Origin of the sequence: Dentiradicibacter hellwigii, assembly GCF_041770905.1 — a bacterium.
GTDB classification, from domain to species: domain Bacteria; phylum Pseudomonadota; class Gammaproteobacteria; order Burkholderiales; family Rhodocyclaceae; genus Propionivibrio; species Propionivibrio hellwigii.
This window is the reverse complement of record NZ_JBEUWX010000001.1, coordinates 57560-74748: the sequence shown is the minus strand read 5'-3', so window position 1 is coordinate 74748 and position 17189 is coordinate 57560. Positions and strand designations below refer to the sequence as shown.

Genomic DNA, 17189 nt, shown 5'->3' with positions numbered 1-17189 from the left:
GATCGTCGATCTGGGTGTCATTTTTCCCGATAGGCCGCAAGCCAGCCCAACCCGTCTTCGGTTTTGCCGCGCGGGTTGTATTCGCAGCCGATGTAGCCCGCGTAGCCGAGTTCGTCGAGCAGGGCGAAGATGTAGGGGTAGTTCACCTCGCCTTCGTCCGGCTCGTGGCGGTCGGGGACGGAGGCAATCTGGATGTGGCCGATGCGCGCAAACATCGCTTTGGTCATCGCGCTCAACTGCCCGTCCACGTTCTGCGCGTGGTAGTAATCGAACTGGATCCGCACGTTGTCGCGGTCGATGGCTTCGACAGCGGCGAGCGTGTCGTACTGGCTTTTCAGCAGGTAATTCGGTTTGACCTGCGGGCTGAGAGCTTCCAGCACGATGTGGATGCCGTGCGGGCGGAAGCGTTCGCTGGCGTAGCGCACGTTGTCGATGTAGGTGTTGAGATAGGCGTTGCGGTCAGCGCCGGCGGGGACGACGCCCGCCATGATATGCACGGTCGGGCATTCCAGGGCGATGGCGTATTCCAGCGCCTGGTCGATGTCGCGCCGTGCCTCGCTTTCGCGCCCCGGCAGGGCGGTCAGCCCCCATTCGCCGTTTTTGGTGTCGCCCGCCGCGCTGTTGAAGAGCACCTGCTTCAAGCCGTGCTTGTCCAGCAGCGCTTTCAGCTCGGCGGCGGGATAGTCGTAGGGCCACAGGTATTCGACGTAGCGGAAGCCCGCGTCCGCCGCCGCCTTGAAGCGTTCGAGGAAGGGGCGGTCGGCAAACATCATGGTCAGGTTGGCAGCAAATTTGGGCATGGTTATTTCCCCCGGTTTTTCAGATCGTTAACTTCGTCATCCGTCAGATAGCGGATGTTTTCGCCGCGCAGGATGAAATGCAGCCTGGCGGTTTCTTCCAGTTCTTCGGTGTTATCCACCGCGTCGGTGAGATCGCTGCCCGTGACCACCACGCCGTGATTGGCGAGCAGGAAGGCGCGGCCCGTGAGCGCCCGCGCTTCCAGTTCACGCGCAATGTCGGGGTGGCCGGGGCGGTAATAAGGGATGACCGGCAGTGCGCCGACGCGCATGACGTAATACGGTGTGAACGCTTTGAGCGCGTTCGCAGGATCCAGCCCTTGCAGGCAGGATAGCGCGGTGAGGTAGGTGGAATGCAGGTGGACGATGGCGTTGCAAGCGGGATTCTTGCGGTACAGCGCGAGGTGGAAGACGGACTCCTTGCTCGGCTTGTCGCCGGCGAGCAGATTGCCGTCGCTATCCAGCACCGACAGCCGTTCCGCCGTCAGTCGCCCCAGCGAGGAACCGGTGGGGGTGACGAGGAAACGCCCGCCGTCCAGGCGGCAGGACAGGTTGCCCGCCCCGCCGACGCTGTAACCCCGGTTAAACAGCGACGCGGCCAGCGCCACCATCTGGTTTTTTTGCTCAAGTTCGGTCATGCGAACATCCCCTGCGCATAGGCGAAGAAATCCTCAGTGCCGAAGTTGCCGGATTTCAGCGCGAGATAGACTTCGCCATTGAGCACGCGCAGCCACGGCACGCCGGGCGCAATCTGCTTGCCGATGTGGAAGCCGTCCACGCCGAGACGCTGCACGACGATACTGGACGTTTCCCCGCCCGCGCAGATGAAATTCACCACGCCCTGCGCGCGCAGCTTTTCCGCGACGGCGGCAAACACCTGCTCAATGGCATGGCTGGATTTTTCCATGCCGAAGCGTTGCTGAATGGCTTTGAGTTCATCCGGTGGCACGGTGGCGTAGAGCAGCGGTGCGTGTTTATCGTCCAAATGGCTGACGACCCAGGCGGCGAGTTCAGCGGCATAGTCCGCGCCCCGCTCGATGCAGGCCTGCGCCTCGACGAAGCGGTGCGGCGCGACGGCCTTATAGGTGGCGACCTGCTTGTTGGTCATCACCGAACACGAGCCGGAAAGCACCACCGTCGCCCCTTTCTTCGGCACAAAAGCGTTGTCGCCCTTTTTGCTGCCGGAAAGTAGCGCCGCCAGATACGCGCCCAGCCCCGAACCGCCGGTAACCAGGCGCAAATCGCGGCAGGCCTCGGCCAGCACCGCCAGTTGCGCGTTATCGACACTGTCGGCGACCGCATAGCGGTAGCCGTCTGCGCGCAGACGGGCGAAGCAGTCCCTGACGTGCGCCGCGCCCTGCGCCATGTCCGGATAGGCGACCAGCCCTGTCTTGCCGCGCGCCTGCGCGTCCATCAGGCGCGGCAGACTGGCATCGCGCATCGGCGTAATCGGGTGATCCTGCATCCCCGATTCATTGAGCAGCACCTGGCCGACGAACAGATAGCCGTTAAAAATCGTCCGCCCGTTGACCGGCAGCGCGGGGGAAATCACCGTGAAATCCTCGCCCAGCGCATCGAGCAGCGCATCCGTCACCGGGCCGATATTGCCGGCGGCGGTGCTGTCAAACGTCGAACAATACTTGAAGAAAAACTGCTGGCAGCCTGCCGCCTGCAACCACTGCAATGCCGAGAGCGACTGCGCTATCGCCTCTTGCGCGGCAATCGAGCGCGATTTCAGGCTGATCACCACCGCATCAACGCCGTCCGGCAGGGCGCGCGCCGGAATGCCGTTCATCTGCACCGTGCGCAGACCGTTTTCCGTCAAAAAACTGGCGATGTCGCTCGCGCCGGTGAAATCGTCGGCAATCACCCCTAACTGCAACATCTTAGCCCCCTTTTTTCGGCAACTCGATGCCGCTGAAAATCTTGATTACCGCGCTGTCGTCTTCCTTGCCGTGCCCGGCATTGCTCGCCTCGGTGAACATATTGAACGCCGTGGACGCGAGCGGCAGCGGGAAACGCAGCGCCTTGCCCGTATCCGTCACCAGGCCCAAATCCTTGACGAAAATATCGACCATCGACAGCGGCGTGTAGTCGCCATCGACAACGTGCTTCATGCGGTTCTCGAACATCCACGAATTGCCGGCGGCGTGCGTGACCACGTCGTACATCAAATCGAGCGGAATCCCGGCCTTGGCGGCCAGCGCCATCGCCTCCGCTCCGGCGGCAATATGCACGCCAGCGAGCAGCTGGTGAATGATCTTGACCGTCGCGCCCTGACCGATGTCCTTGCCGCAGCGGTACACCTTGCCGGCGACCGCATCCAGCACCGGCTGCAACTTGGCGAACGCAGCGTCATCACCGGCTGCCATCACCGTCATCTCGCCCGCTGCCGCTTTCGCCGCGCCGCCGGAAACCGGCGCATCCAGCATCAGCAGGCCGCGCGCGGCGAGCGCCTCGCCAAAACGGCAGGCATCCTGCGCGGCAATCGTTGAAGAAACCATCACCGCCGTGCCGGGCTTGAGCTTGTCAGCGAGCTTGCTTTCGCCGAAAAGCACAGCGTCCACCTGCGCGGCATTGACCACGAGCAGCAGCACCGCATCAAGCTTGTCGGCAAAACCATCCGCCGATGCTGCAACCGCTTTCGCACCGGCAGCCTGCAAAATGTCGCGCGCCTGCGCAGACAAATCCACGCCATACGTATCAAGACCGGCGCGCACACAGGACTGCGCCGCTCCCATACCCATCGCACCCAAACCAATGACCGCTACTGAATACGCCATGACGGACTCCTCATCGTATCTTCGTATCTGCATGGATATCAGGTGTTTGTTTCGGCAGACGGCTTCGCCCGGACACGCTTAATCCTGCGGAAACCGAACAAACCCCAGATAACAGAATAGTGCCATCCGACCGGAAAACAAAGTGAATTTCGTCAGACCGATTGAGTGTCGGCATAACATTCCGTCGAAAAAAGAAAACTCATTATGGCGCCCAATCGGGGGCATCGGCGAAGCCGGAGAACCACGCAACGCGGCGTTCCCATGCCGAACAGCCTGGCACATTCCTCAATAAACCGGCCGGGGCGACCTGCACGCCAGCCTGTTTATCTCCTCATGCCATCATTTCACCATTTTATATAAATGAGAAAACCGGCCAAAAATTCAAAGTCTTTTATATTGCCCGTCTGAATGTGGTTAACCACATTGCCAAGACGGGCGCTGCGATTTACCCTACGGCCTGAATTTCAGGTGCCTCGCCCCCTGTTCTGTGGGGAAGGTGAAACGGGAAACCGGTGGTCTTGTCGAGACAGCCTTTGACAAGCATTCCGGTGCAGCCCCCCGCTGCTGTAGGCCTGACGAATCCGGCAACAGTGCCACTGTGCAAAGCATCGCATGGGAAGGCGCCGGAAGAGGATGAAGGCAAGCCAGAAGACCGGCCTGGGATGAACGAACTGCCAACCTCGGGGTGAGGGGTGAGGTTTCGTTGATTAGCTGCCCGGTTTTTCCGATACCGTTCAGAAACGCCAATTACAACGATTGCGGTCTGTACAGACTCGCACAAAAACGTGCATTCGTACGGTTTTCGTAGTTTTACGAATTCCCGGCAGTTGATCTCACGACCTGATTCCCCTTTTCACGAATTCATGCATCGTATTCGAGAAAGGTGAATCATGACGCTGATGGAAAATCTCTTCCAGATGACTGGAAACGCGACCAACCGAACTTTACCCTTTCGGCCCTTTGCCGCCGCAGGTCTCCAGTGCACACGCACTGGTATGGCTTATCTCTGTTATACCGGCTGTCTTCACGCGCAGAATGCACGCCGCGCGGATGGCTTGCGCCATCGCGCCGGCACGCGTACTGCGGATAGTCGGGATGGCGGCGGCAATTGGGGAAAGCCGCCAGGCTCATCCGTTCGTTTCCAGATTTCTGATGTCGGCATACGTACCTGCGTAGCGCCGACATCGTCAGTCAATGTCGCCAAGGCCTCTGCAACGCTTTCACTGGACATGACCGCCGAGGAGGCTGCGGCGACGCCATTTTACGCCAACTTCACACAACAGGCGCGGGTTATGGAGACATATCCCGGCAACACTACAGGAGCCGAAAGTTATGAGTGACCAACAAACAACGGTCGACATCACGAAAATCGATGCCGAGCGCGGGTTTTTCGATGAATTCAAGAAGCCCAGCAAGGAGGAGTGGAAAGAGGAGGCTACCGCCGCCTTGAAAGGCGCGCCCTTCGACAAGGTCATGTATACCAAGACCTACGAGGGATTGACGATCGAGCCGATCTACATGGCCGAAGATATTGAAGGCTTGCCGCACCTAAAATCCAAGCCGGGCTTCCAGCCATTCGTGCGCAGTACGCGCCCGAACGGGTACATCAAGGCGCCGTGGAAAATCAATCAGGAACTCACGCTCGCCTTCCCGCAAACGTTCAATGAGGAAGCGCGCTTTGATATCGCCCGCGGACAGACCGGCCTCAACATCGTGCTCGACCATCCGACGCGCAGCGGGCAAAGCCCAGCCAACGCTTCTGAAGAGGACGTCGGCCGCGATGGCGTTTCGCTGGAAACCCTGCACGATGTTTCGACGATTTTTCAGGGCATCGATCTGAAAACAGTCCCCGTGCAGTGCTTCACGGGCGCTATTTCACTACCCATGCTGGCCATGCTGTCGGTTGCCATGCAAGACAACGAAGCGGGCGTCAATCATCTGCACTGGGTCGACGGCTGTGTCGGCAGCGACCCGCTGGCCGTACTGGCAACCGAAGGCAAACTGCCGGTTTCGCTTAAGATGGCTTACGACAGCATGCATCAAGCGACAGCGTGGGCAGCCAAAAAAGCACCGAAGCTGCAAACGATCTTCGTGCAGGGGCATCCCTATCACAATGCCGGCGCAGCCTCGACGGAAGAAGTCGCCTTCGCGCTCGCCACGGCGGCCGAGTATTTGCGTGAAATGATCCAAAGAGGCCTGTCCATCGACCAGGTCGCCCCGCGCATTCGCTTCGGCTTCTCGCTTGGCTCGATCTTCTTCATGGAAATTGCCAAACTGCGCGCGGCACGCATCCTGTGGGCGCAGATCGTCGCCGCCTTCGGCGGTAATGAAGACGCACAGAAAATGACGATTCACGGACGCACCTCGGCATATAACAAGACGGTCTTCGACCCCTACGTCAATATGCTGCGCGTTACCAGCGAAGGCTTCTCCGGCGCAGTGGGCGGCGTAGACAGCATGCATCTGTCGCCGTTCGACGAACCGATTCGCACGCCGGATCGTTTCTCACGCCGCATCGCGCGCAACGTACAGGTCATGCTCCAGGAAGAATCGCGCTTCACCATGCCGATCGACCTGGGCGGCGGCGCCTACTCCATCGAAAAGCTGACGCATGAATTCGGTCAGTCCGCCTGGAAAATTTTCCAGGAAATCGAAAAGAATGGCGGCATGTCCGCCGCAATCATGGCCGGCCTGCCGCAAAAAATGGCCGCAGCCACTGCAGCAAAACGCGCCAAGGCTGTCGAAACACGCAGCGATGTCATTCTCGGCACCAATATGTACGCCAACTTGGTCGAGAAGAAAATCGAAGTGCCGCTTGTCGATCGGAAAGCGCTCAAGCAAACGCGCGTCGATGATGTTGCGCAGCACGCCCACATCAATCAGGACTACACGCTGGGATTCGATCTCACCAATATCGAAAAAGGCTTTTCCAGCCCGGTCGGCGCGTCCGTCGAACTGGCTATCGACGCGGTGGATAAAGGCGCAACGCTGAGCCAGCTCTTTGAAGTGCTAAGCAGTTTCGACAGTGAACGTCCTACCGCCGAACCGCTCAAGATCGCCCGTCTGGCAGAGGCGTTCGAGCATCTGCGCCAGGATGTCGAAACCCGGTTTGCGGAAAAAGGCGAAAAACTCCGTCTCTTCCTCGCCAACATGGGGCCGATTCCCCAGCACAAGCCGCGCGCGGACTTCGCCCGCGGATTTTTCGAAGTCGCCGGCTTTGAGGTCATCGGCAACGAGGGCTTCGCCACGGCGGAAGAAGCGGCGGACGCAGCGCTGGCTTCCGGCGCACCGGTCGTCGTCATTTGCTCGACCGATGCCACCTATCCCGACTATGTGCCGACTGTCGCAAAACGGATCAAAGCGGCCAAGCCGAATACCACGGTCATCGTCGCTGGCAAGCAACCGCCCGAAGTCACCGAGACGTTCAATGCGGCCGGGGTGGACGATTACATCCACGTTCGCGCCAACTGCTACGAAATCAACAAAAAACTGCAAGAAAAGTACATGGGGTAAATCACGATGAGCACATTCCCGAATTTCACCGAAATGGATTACCAGCCGAAGGTCGCCAAGGTCGATGAAAAGACCTGGAAGAAAGCACTGGAAGCGCGTATCGACCAAGACCCGATCTGGATGACCAACGAACAGATTCCGGTCAAATCGCTGTATACCGAAGCCGACATCAAGGGCATCGAACATCTGGGCTTTTTGGCCGGCTTGGCGCCCAACCTGCGCGGCCCCTACCCGACGATGTATGTCCAGCGCCCCTGGACGATCCGCCAGTACGCCGGTTTCTCGACCGCCGAAGAAAGTAACGCCTTCTATCGCCGCAATCTGGCGATGGGGCAAAAAGGGCTGTCAGTCGCCTTTGACCTGGCGACCCACCGCGGCTATGACTCTGACCACCCGCGCGTCGTCGGTGACGTAGGTAAGGCCGGTGTGGCGGTCGACTCGATTCTCGACGCCGAAATCCTCTTCTCCGGCATTCCGCTGCATGAAATGTCAGTCTCGATGACGATGAACGGCGCGGTGCTACCGGTACTGGCCTTCTATATCGTCGCTGGTCTTGAACAGGGCGCCCGCCTCGACCAACTGGCCGGCACCATCCAGAACGACATTCTCAAAGAGTTCATGGTGCGTAACACCTACATCTACGAGCCGAAAGGTTCGATGCGCATCATCGGCGACATCTTCGAATACACCTCGAAGTTCATGCCTAAGTTCAACAGCATCAGTATCTCCGGATACCATATGCAGGAAGCCGGCGCGACCGCCGACATTGAACTGGCCTACACCATCGCCGACGGTCTGGAATACGTGCGCACCGGTATCGCCGCCGGCATCGACGTAGACAAGTTCGCGCCACGCCTGTCGTTCTTCTGGGCCGAAGGTATGAACTACTTCATGGAAGTGTCCAAACTGCGCGCCGGCCGCTTGCTGTGGGCCAAACTGCTCAAGCAGTTCAACCCGAAGAATCCAAAATCGCTGGCGCTGCGCACGCACTCGCAAACCTCGGGCTGGAGCCTCACCGAGCAGGATCCATTCAACAACGTCGCGCGCACCTGCATTGAGGCGATGGCCGCCACTCTCGGTCACACGCAGTCGCTGCACACCAACGCGCTGGACGAAGCCATCGCCCTGCCGACCGACTTTTCCGCCCGCATCGCGCGCAACACGCAGATTTATCTGCAAAGCGAAACCGGCATTTGCAAGACGATCGACCCGTGGGGCGGTTCGTACTACGTCGAGTGGCTGACCGATCAGTTACGCAAACGGGCCTGGGGACACATCGTCGAAGTCGAACGCCTCGGCGGCATGGCCAAGGCCATCGAAACCGGCTTGCCGAAGATGCGTATCGAGGAAGCGGCAGCGCGGCGTCAGGCGCGCATCGACTCGCGCGCCGAGCCGATCATCGGTGTCAATAAATACCGTCTCGAACACGAGGACCCGATCGACATCCTCTCCATCGACAACACCGCCGTGCGCGCTGCGCAGATCGAGCGGCTCAAGAAACTGCGCGACAACCGTGACAACGCCCGCGTCAAACAGATTCTGGAAGCCATTACGCGTGCTGCAGAATCGCGCGAAAACGGCAACCTGCTCGAACTGTCGGTGGAAGCGGCCAAGGCGCGCGCCAGCCTGGGTGAAATCTCCGATGCCATCGAAAAGGTCTTCCCGCGTCACAAGGCGGTCATTCGCTCCATCTCGGGCGTCTATAGTTCAGAGTACGCGGAAAACTCCGACCTGAAGGAAGTGCAGAATATGTGCGCCGAATTCGAGAAGAAGCACGGTCGCCGGCCGCGTATGCTGGTCGCTAAAATCGGCCAGGACGGCCACGACCGGGGCGCCAAGGTCATTGCCACCGCTTTCTCCGACCTGGGCTTCGACGTGGACGTCAGCCCGTTGTTCATGACGCCGGAAGAAGCCGCCGACATGGCGGTGGAAAACGACGTACATGTCGTCGGCTTCAGTTCGCTGGCGGCCGGCCACAATACCCTGCTGCCGCAGCTCGTGCAGGAACTGAAAAAACGCGGCCGGGGAGATATTCTCGCCTGTATCGGCGGCGTCATTCCGGCTCAGGACTATGACTTCCTCTACAAGAACGGCGCAGCGCTGATCTTCGGACCCGGCACCGTCATTCCTGTCGCAGCGAAGAAAGTTCTCGAAAAGCTCAACGAGCAGCTCGGCTGACGTTCGTTACGTATCCTGCCGGCGCCGGCTACGCTGGCGTCGGCGGGATACGCTAAAGCCGGTTAAACGCGACGGAAAACCTGGGAGAAACATCAGATCTCTTGATCCCTTAATCCATTTTCCGGGCAGCCGCCGGTTTTCTGACAATGGGTCTCCAGACTTTCTCCTCAGGTTGCCGCCGATTTTTGCTGTCTTGCTGGCGGCAACCCTTTTTTACTATCAAGGCGCGGATTGATGAGTGACGAAAAACTGATACGTCCGGAATGGTTCCCGGAAGACGACGAGCACCACAAGGGGTTCACAACCAACGTGATGTCCGGCATCGAAAGCCGGCATGACGGCATGCCAGGCAATTACGCACAGAACACCCAGAATGCCGCCTACAAGCTGGTGGCGCGCAAGCACGAGCTTTCCATCGATGAGTACGTTGACGGCGTGCTCTCCGGCGACCGCGCCATTCTGGCGCGCGCCATCACGCTGGTCGAAAGCAACGCCGACCGGCATCAGGAAATGGCACAGGAAATGCTGTCGCGCCTGCTGCCGCACGCCGGCCAGACGATTCGCGTCGGCATCACCGGCGTTCCCGGCGCCGGCAAAAGCTCGCTGATTGAGACGCTCGGGCTGCAACTGTGCGATATGGGACATCGCCCCGCCGTGCTCGCCGTCGATCCGAGCAGCAGCGTCACCGGCGGCAGCATCCTCGGCGACAAAACGCGCATGGAAAAACTCTCGCGCGACAAACGCGCCTATATCCGCCCCTCGCCCAGCGGCGGCGTCCTCGGCGGCGTCGCGCGTAAAACGCGAGAAACGATGATCGTCTGCGAAGCAGCCGGTTTCGACGTCCTTCTGGTCGAAACCGTCGGCGTCGGACAAAGCGAAATCACCGTGCGTTCGATGGTCGATATGTTTCTACTTGTTCAGATTGCCGGCGCCGGCGATGAACTGCAAGGCATCAAAAAAGGCGTCATGGAGCGCTGCGACCTGATTCTTGTCAACAAGGCCGACGGCGATAACAAGCTGCGCGCCGAGGCCGCGCGCGCCGACTACGAACGCATTATCCATTTCCTCCAGCCGTCGACCGAAGGCTGGAAGACAAGGGCGCTGGCCTGCTCGGCCTACACGGGCGACAACGTGCCGGAAGTCTGGAAAGCGATCGAAGAATTCCGCCAGACGACGGAAGCTTCCGGCGTGCTGATGCGTCGCCGCCAGCAGCAGAACATTGACTGGGTGCATAACCTCGTTTCCGAACACCTCAAGCGCACGTTCTACGGCCACCCCAACATCCGTATCAACTTGCCGGCCATCGAGGAGAAAATCCGCGCCGGCGAACTTTCCTCGACGCAGGCGGCATTGATGCTGCTCGATCTGTTCGAGCAGCAAAACGTCGTCAGTCTGACTTAACAGGCGCTTGGAGCTGGAAGGAGCCCGGAAGCGTGATGCCGCATGTTTATTGGGATCACAGGACAAATGCCTGGTCAGCCTGCTGTTCGCGGGTCACGGATGCCAGCGCATGCGCGGTTTTCGGGATTCCAGCACAATTTCCACACGGCGGACGGCGGCTGTGCCGTCCGCCGATATGTTTCATTACCCGCTTCGTTGCCATTGCCGTGCGGTTTTTCTCACGCTCCCGGCAACATCCGGACGCCTTGCATATGGCACATGCCGCGGCGCGCCGTAAAAAACATCACCTGACCTATTTACATTCTTAGAGAAAGCCGGAATTTGCTATCGCCAAGCGATTGCGTGACCGCATATACGGCAAGGCAAACAAGGCCATCCTGGATGTAAAGATTGGGCTAAAAAACAAATAAAACCCAATACAGCCCCGGCAATAACAGGTCGGGATCGGAACGCCGCTCAACGCGGCCAAAAAACGGCGCCGTCGCCGATGAATTCCGACAATTCGGAAACGGAATGGCCCTCAATCCCTATTTCAAGGAGGAAACATCATGGGGCATTTATTACGTTCCGTTGACGGTTTGCGAATTCGGCATCCCTCAATTCCAGGCGGCTTGTCGGGCAACACGCAGGCGCACATGCCCTGTCCGTTGCGCACAATGCCGCTCGCCGGCGCACTATTTGCCGCACTGGCGGGCGCGGCGCTCGCCACCTCCGCTAACGCAGAGGAAACCGTACTCGGCACCGTCGACGTGCGCAGCACGCGCGATGCCGCCACGCTTCACCTCGACCAGCCGAGCCAGAGCGGCAGCCGCACCGGCGTCACGGCAAAAGAACTGCCCGCCAGCATGGCAATCATCGACAGCGAAACGATACGCGAGCGCGGCGATACCCAGATGCGGGATACGCTCAGCCGGACAGTCGGCCTGACCGACACCGGCCGCCTGTCGTTTTCAAGCCGCGGCTTTACCGGGGAGACCTCGGTCGGTATCGCCGACGACGGCATACGCGTCACGCCAGGCGCTCAGACCTACCCAGGCAACACTTGGGGCTATGAGCGTTTCGATATTTCCCGCGGTTCGGCCTCTGTCGTCTATGGCACAGGAACGGTCGGCGCGATGATCAACGCCATCCGCAAAGAGCCGAGCCGGACACGCAGCTACGAATTGATGGCGGGACTGGGTACCGATGGCTACAAACAGCTTGGCTTCGGCGCCGCCGGGCCGATTGGAGAAATCGCCAGCTACCGGATCGACGTCTACGGACACAATGACAGGGGCTTTCGCGAGCTGGGCGATTCGCGCGGTGGTAAGCTGATGAGCCGGCTACGGCTGCAACCTACGGCCAATCTGCGCATCGACCTGACCGCCGACTACAGCCTCGAACATCCCGAGCGCTACTGGGGCACTCCCTATGGGCCTGACGGCCAGGTACCCAGGGCATTGCGCAAAAAGAATTACAACATCAACGACGCGCAAATGCGTTACGAGGACACGCGGCTGCGCGCCAAGGTCGACTGGCAGGTCAACGACTGGCTGGGGCTGAGCAACGAAGTCTATTTTCTCGAATCGGATCGCCTCTGGAAAAACGTAGAAAACTACAAGCTCGACCTGAGGGCCGATACCGTGACGCGGACAAGTTACGTCTATGCCCATCACGACCACGATCAGCGTGGCAACCGCCTGGAAGCGAGGATCAACACGGCCGACCATCGCGCCGTCCTCGGCTGGGAAATGACCAAGGTCGATTTTCGCCATACGAACAGTTCGCCCTATGGCGGTTCCTCGATCGTTTCAGCTAGTAATCCGGACCACGGCGTCTGGAACAGCCCCGATCCAATCCGCCCCGTTTTCGACACCAGTACGGATATCGACTCTGTCTATACCGAAGACGCCTGGCAGATCAACGATCGCTGGCTGCTGATGGCCGGCATCCGCCGCGACTTCATCCGCATTTTGCGTCATGAACTGGCTACGGGCGGCGATTTCCCGCATTCGCTCAATGGCACCGCCTGGCGGCTCGGTCTCACCCACCATCTGACGCGCGACACCAGTCTTTATGGTCAGGTGAGCGTCGGTCACGACCCGACCACGACCCTGTCCTACATGGGCAGAACAAAATATCGCCTGACCACGGGGCGGCAGGCCGAAGTCGGCCTCAAGCAGACGCTGGGCAACGGCCTCGGCGAATGGACAGCCGCACTCTACCGCATCGAGAAGGATGACATCATCACGCGCGACCCGAACAATTCGGCGCTCTCCGTCCAGGGCGGCAGTATGCATTCGCAGGGGGTCGAGCTGTCGGCAAGTATCTCGCCAACCAGAAACTGGCGCTTCGACGGCAACTACACCTACCTCACCGCCAAGTTCGACGAACTGAACGAATCCGTCGGCGGCCGCAGCGTTTCACGCGCGGGCAATACGCCATCCAACGTGCCACAGCATGTCGCCAATCTGTGGGGCCACTATCGCTTTGGGCAATGGCAGGCCTCGCTTGGCCTGCGTCACGTCGGCAAGCGCTATAGCGACAACGCCAATACCCTCAAGCTGAAACCCTATACCGTCGCCGACGCCAGCCTGGCCTGGCATTATGACAGCAGAACCACGTTCCGCCTGCTCGCCCGCAATTTGGCCGACAAGATGTATGTAAAAACCGGATCCGGAATCCGAGGCTCGTTGGGAAGCCCGCGCCGCTTCGATCTGATCGCCGAAATGAAGTTTTAACCCATCCAGCCCTAAAGAAAGGCATTTCCATGAACCCCTCAATTCTTTCCAGTCATCATTCTTATCCGCCCTTTTGTGCCTCATTACTGGCCGGGGCGCTGCTTGCCGCATTCGGCCCGCTCTCCCATGCGGAAGAAACGATGCTGGGGACGGTCAATGTGCGCAGCACGCGTGATGCCGCAACGCTCCACCTCAACCAGCCGACGCAAAGCGGCAGCCGGACCGGCGTCACGACAAAAGAACTGCCTGCCAGCATGGAAATCCTCGACGGCGAAACGATACGCGAGCGCGGCGACACGCAAATCGGCGAGGCCATCGTGCGGACAACTGGGCTGACCAACAACGCTTCCCCCGGCAATGGCGGCCTGTCGTTTTCCAGCCGCGGTTTTGCGGGCACCGGTTCCGTCGGCATTGCCGAAGACGGCGTGCGTCTCCAGACCGCGTCGGGCACACAGAACTATCCTTCCAATGTCTGGGGCTACGAACGCATCGAAGTCCTGCGCGGTCCGGCTTCTATCGTTTATGGCAGCGGGACCATCGGTGCAACGATTAACGCCGTCCGCAAAGAGCCGAGCCGGACACGCCGCTACGAATTGATGACAGGACTGGGTACCGACGGCTACAAACAATTGGGCGTCGGCGCCGCCGGGCCGGTTGGCGAGATCGCCAGCTATCGCGTCGACGCTTACGGTTTCCACAATGATGGTTATCGTGACCTGGGCAAAGCGCACGGCGGCAAGCTGATGAGCCGGCTGCGGCTGCAGCCGAATTCTGACCTGCGTATCGACCTGACGGCGGACTACAGCCTGACGCATCCGGAGCGTTACTTCGGTACGCCGTATGCACCGGGCGGCCGCATCATCAAATCATTGCGCGATAAAAACTATAATGCCGCCGACGCGGAGCTTCGCTACGAAGATACGCGCCTGCGCGCCAAGGCCGACTGGCGGGCGAACGACTGGCTGAGCTTGAGCAACGAACTGTATTATCTGGAAACCGAGCGAATCTGGAAGAACATCGAAGGGCAGACGCTGAATTTACGTAACAACACCATCGAGCGCAGCGACTATCTGTACATCCAACACAACCTCGATCAGACCGGCAACCGGCTGGAAGCCTCGTTCAAAGGGGCGGGACACCGCGCCGTGGCGGGTTGGGAAATCGCCAAAATCAATTTCCGGCATACCAACAATTCACCCTATCGCGGCTCGTCCATCGTATCTGTCGATCATCCTAATCACGGTTCATGGAACAGCCCCGACCCCATTCGGGCTTCTTTCGACACCGACACGACGCTCAACGCCTTTTACGTCGAAGACGCCTGGCAGATTAACGATCGCTGGCTGCTGATGGCCGGCATCCGCCGCGACCTTGCCAGAATTTCGCGCACCCAGCTGATTTCCGGCACGGACTTTTCGGCCCGGATCAACGGCACCGCCTGGCGACTTGGCCTCACCCACCATCTGACGCGCGACACCAGCGTGTACGGGCAAATCAGCGCCGGACACGATCCGGTCACCAGTCTGGTTACCATGAATCTGAGCAATGCCCGCTTCAAGCTGACGACCGGACGACAAGTCGAAGTCGGCATCAAGCAGACGCTGGGCGGCGGTCTCGGCGAATGGACGGCCGCACTCTACCGCATCGAGAAGGACGACATCATCACGCGCGATCCCAACAATCCCCGAATCTCCGTCCAGGGCGGCAGCATGCATTCGCAGGGCATCGAACTGGCGGCAAACATCTCGCCTGTTAAAAACTGGCGTTTTGAGGGCAACTACACCTACCTCACCGCCAAGTTCGACGAACTGAACGAATCTTCCGGCGGCCGCAGCGTTTCACGCGCCGGCAACACGCCATCCAACGTGCCGCAGCAGGTTGCCAACCTGTGGGGGCATTACCGCTTCGGGCAATGGCAGGCTTCGCTCGGCCTGCGCCACGTCGGCAAGCGTTACCGGGACAATGCCAATACCTTCACGATGAAAGCCTATACCGTCGCCGACGCCAGCCTGACCTGGCATTACAGCGACCGGCTGACGTTCCGCCTGCTTGGGCGCAACCTGACCGACAAGGTGTATGCGACGAACGCCTATAACACGCAATTTTTCCTCGGCGAGCCGCGCCGCTTTGATTTAATCGCCGAAATGAAGTTTTAAAAAATGTTCAAGACACCGGCCGCATTGCTGCGCATCCTCCATCTCTTCCATCGTTGGTCAGGCATCGCACTGGGCGCCTTGGTATTAGCCTGGTTCGTTTCCGGAATCATCATGGTATTCGTAGCACGCCCGCGCTGGAGCGAGGAGGAACGTCTGGCGGCGCTGCCTTTGCTGACAGCCGACCTCACGCAGACAGCACACGCCGCATGGCAGCCGCCCATGCCGCCCTGGGAGGCCTGGCGCGCGCTTGGGCGGGATGACCTGCCCGAAAGCGTGCGCCTGCACCGGATCGGCGAACGCAGTGTGTACCGTTTCCAGACCCGCGACCCCGCCTGGCTGACGGTCGATGCCGCGGACGGACGCCGCCTGACGGTGGAAGACTTTACCGCCGAAGCCGCCATCCGTCGTGCGCTTGAAGCCAGCGCCGCAAAAACCGGTCGCCATGCAGACGCTTCCAATGCAGCCGGCCTCGGCAGCCCGGCGCCCACCGTTACTCTCATCGCGCGCGATCAATGGACGGTCACGGCGCGCTTTGATCCGCTGCGTCCGTTTTACCGCGTCGAGCTCAATGATGCCGACGGCCAGACCTTCTACGTATCAAGGCAAACCGGCGAAGTCGTTCTCGACATGACACGCGCCGAACGCCTTTGGAACTGGTTCGGCACGACCGTCCATTGGATTTACATCACCCCGCTGCGCGCCGCGCCGAAAGTCTGGCGGCAAGTCGTCATCTGGCTGAGCTTCACCGCCCTGCTGATGGCGATTTCCGGCCTCTGGCTGGGCATCCAGCGCCTGCGCATCCGACAACCTTATCCGGGCGGGCGCTTTTCGCCCTATCGTGACGGCTGGAAACTCTGGCACCACTGGCTGGGGCTGGCCGGCAGCGTTTTCCTGATCGCCTGGTTGTTCAGCGGCTGGATTTCGATGGCGCCATTGGGCCTGCTTCGGGGCGGACAACTATCCATTGAGGAAAGGCAGTGGCTGACTGGCGGCGCGCTTGATGCCGAGCTTTTGCAACATGCCCCACCGCATGAATTGCCGGCAGATGTGCGGGAAATCCGCTGGCTGCGTTTTGCCGGTCAACCGCTCATCCTGCTGCAAAGCGCGGAAACATCGCGCCTGGTCGCCCTCGGCACAGACAAACCACCATTTGCCAGGCTTTCACTGGAAGAAATTGCCAAGCGCGCAGCGGGTTTGTTACCGGATGCCCGCATCCACACGGCCGAGTGGCTGGAAAAACCAGATAGCGAATACTACCCGCGCCGGCATCGTGCGCCCACACTACCTGTCGTGCGCATCCGTTTTGATGATGCCAACGGGACGGCCTACTACATTGATCCGGCCAACGGCAGCGTCGTGCGCAAGATCGACGATAACAGTCGGCGCTACCGCTGGCTGTTCAGCGCCTTGCACCGCTTCGATTTTCCACCGCTCGACTTCTGGGAAAACGGGCGCATCGCCCTCATCCTCGTCACTTCGGCGATCGGCATCGCACTTTGCATCGGCGCAGGTGTGCTGGCCTGGAAACGTTTCCGGCGATGATCAGGACACCCCATGAACATACGGATCCAAACATTCCCGCAAAGGCAGGCCTTCGAATAGTTCGAATAGCCAAATGAAGTTCGACGTCTTTCATCAACA

At 59.9% G+C, this 17189-nt stretch carries 11 protein-coding genes and 1 riboswitch; of the genes, 7 read left to right on the top strand and 4 right to left on the bottom strand.

Translation table 11 applies throughout. The features are described from left to right. Positions 1–17: 17 nt before the first annotated feature. Genes otnI through ltnD form a run of 4 tightly spaced genes read right to left on the bottom strand, consistent with a single transcriptional unit; the run spans position 18 to position 3580 of the window. Complete coding sequence (gene otnI / locus ABCS64_RS00430) at positions 18–800, bottom strand: 2-oxo-tetronate isomerase (protein ID WP_418889977.1); 783 nt, start codon at positions 798–800, stop codon at positions 18–20. Positions 801–802: 2 nt separating this feature from the next. Next, positions 803–1435 carry a 3-oxo-tetronate 4-phosphate decarboxylase gene (gene otnC, locus ABCS64_RS00425; protein WP_418889976.1) on the bottom strand — a complete coding sequence of 211 codons (633 nt, stop codon included), beginning with the start codon at positions 1433–1435 and terminating at the stop codon, positions 803–805. Further along, entirely contained in the window at positions 1432–2682 is a 1251-nt protein-coding gene (otnK, locus tag ABCS64_RS00420) for a 3-oxo-tetronate kinase (protein ID WP_418889975.1), read from the bottom strand. The genes otnC and otnK overlap by 4 nt, the downstream gene beginning before the upstream one ends. Before the next feature lies 1 nt (position 2683). After that, entirely contained in the window at positions 2684–3580 is an 897-nt protein-coding gene (ltnD, locus tag ABCS64_RS00415; protein WP_418889974.1) for an L-threonate dehydrogenase, read from the bottom strand. 449 nt (positions 3581–4029) lie between these two features. After that, a riboswitch (cobalamin riboswitch) is annotated at positions 4030–4255 on the top strand. Between the two features lie 215 nt (positions 4256–4470). On the opposite strand from ltnD, the gene ABCS64_RS00410 reads away from it, so the two are divergent. From ABCS64_RS00410 to ABCS64_RS00380, 7 genes are all read left to right on the top strand, one after another. Further along, a complete protein-coding gene (locus ABCS64_RS00410; RefSeq protein WP_418889973.1) occupies positions 4471–4920 on the top strand; it encodes a hypothetical protein in 450 nt (149 codons plus the stop codon). Further along, complete coding sequence (locus ABCS64_RS00405) at positions 4913–7093, top strand: methylmalonyl-CoA mutase family protein (RefSeq protein ID WP_418889972.1); 2181 nt, start codon at positions 4913–4915, stop codon at positions 7091–7093. Before ABCS64_RS00410 ends, ABCS64_RS00405 begins: the two co-directional genes overlap by 8 nt. Positions 7094–7099: 6 nt before the next feature. Continuing rightward, positions 7100–9271: a methylmalonyl-CoA mutase gene (gene scpA / locus ABCS64_RS00400; RefSeq protein WP_418889971.1), complete on the top strand. Its 2172-nt coding sequence runs from the start codon at positions 7100–7102 to the stop codon at positions 9269–9271. Between the two features lie 234 nt (positions 9272–9505). Continuing rightward, positions 9506–10672, top strand: coding sequence for a methylmalonyl Co-A mutase-associated GTPase MeaB (gene meaB, locus ABCS64_RS00395; RefSeq protein WP_418889970.1), 1167 nt, complete (start codon positions 9506–9508; stop codon positions 10670–10672). A 548-nt stretch (positions 10673–11220) separates the two neighbouring features. After that, entirely contained in the window at positions 11221–13392 is a 2172-nt protein-coding gene (locus ABCS64_RS00390; protein ID WP_418889969.1) for a TonB-dependent receptor, read from the top strand. Positions 13393–13421: 29 nt separating this feature from the next. Then, positions 13422–15548 (top strand): TonB-dependent receptor, encoded by a 2127-nt coding sequence (locus ABCS64_RS00385; protein ID WP_418889968.1) that lies wholly within the window; start codon positions 13422–13424, stop codon positions 15546–15548. 3 nt (positions 15549–15551) lie between these two features. After that, on the top strand, positions 15552–17090 hold the full coding sequence (locus ABCS64_RS00380) for a PepSY domain-containing protein (RefSeq protein WP_418889967.1): 1539 nt from the start codon (positions 15552–15554) through the stop codon (positions 17088–17090). The last annotated feature ends 99 nt before the right edge of the window (positions 17091–17189 follow it).

Coding starts and splice junctions, on each gene's coding strand:
- otnC (WP_418889976.1), bottom strand. CDS start 1,435: ATGACCGAACTTGAGCAAAAAAACCAGATGGTGGCGCTGGCCGCGTCG.
- otnI (WP_418889977.1), bottom strand. CDS start 800: ATGCCCAAATTTGCTGCCAACCTGACCATGATGTTTGCCGACCGCCCC.
- meaB (WP_418889970.1), top strand. CDS start 9,506: ATGAGTGACGAAAAACTGATACGTCCGGAATGGTTCCCGGAAGACGAC.
- otnK (WP_418889975.1), bottom strand. CDS start 2,682: ATGTTGCAGTTAGGGGTGATTGCCGACGATTTCACCGGCGCGAGCGAC.
- ABCS64_RS00380 (WP_418889967.1), top strand. CDS start 15,552: ATGTTCAAGACACCGGCCGCATTGCTGCGCATCCTCCATCTCTTCCAT.
- ABCS64_RS00405 (WP_418889972.1), top strand. CDS start 4,913: ATGAGTGACCAACAAACAACGGTCGACATCACGAAAATCGATGCCGAG.
- ABCS64_RS00385 (WP_418889968.1), top strand. CDS start 13,422: ATGAACCCCTCAATTCTTTCCAGTCATCATTCTTATCCGCCCTTTTGT.
- ABCS64_RS00390 (WP_418889969.1), top strand. CDS start 11,221: ATGGGGCATTTATTACGTTCCGTTGACGGTTTGCGAATTCGGCATCCC.
- ltnD (WP_418889974.1), bottom strand. CDS start 3,580: ATGGCGTATTCAGTAGCGGTCATTGGTTTGGGTGCGATGGGTATGGGA.
- ABCS64_RS00410 (WP_418889973.1), top strand. CDS start 4,471: ATGACGCTGATGGAAAATCTCTTCCAGATGACTGGAAACGCGACCAAC.
- scpA (WP_418889971.1), top strand. CDS start 7,100: ATGAGCACATTCCCGAATTTCACCGAAATGGATTACCAGCCGAAGGTC.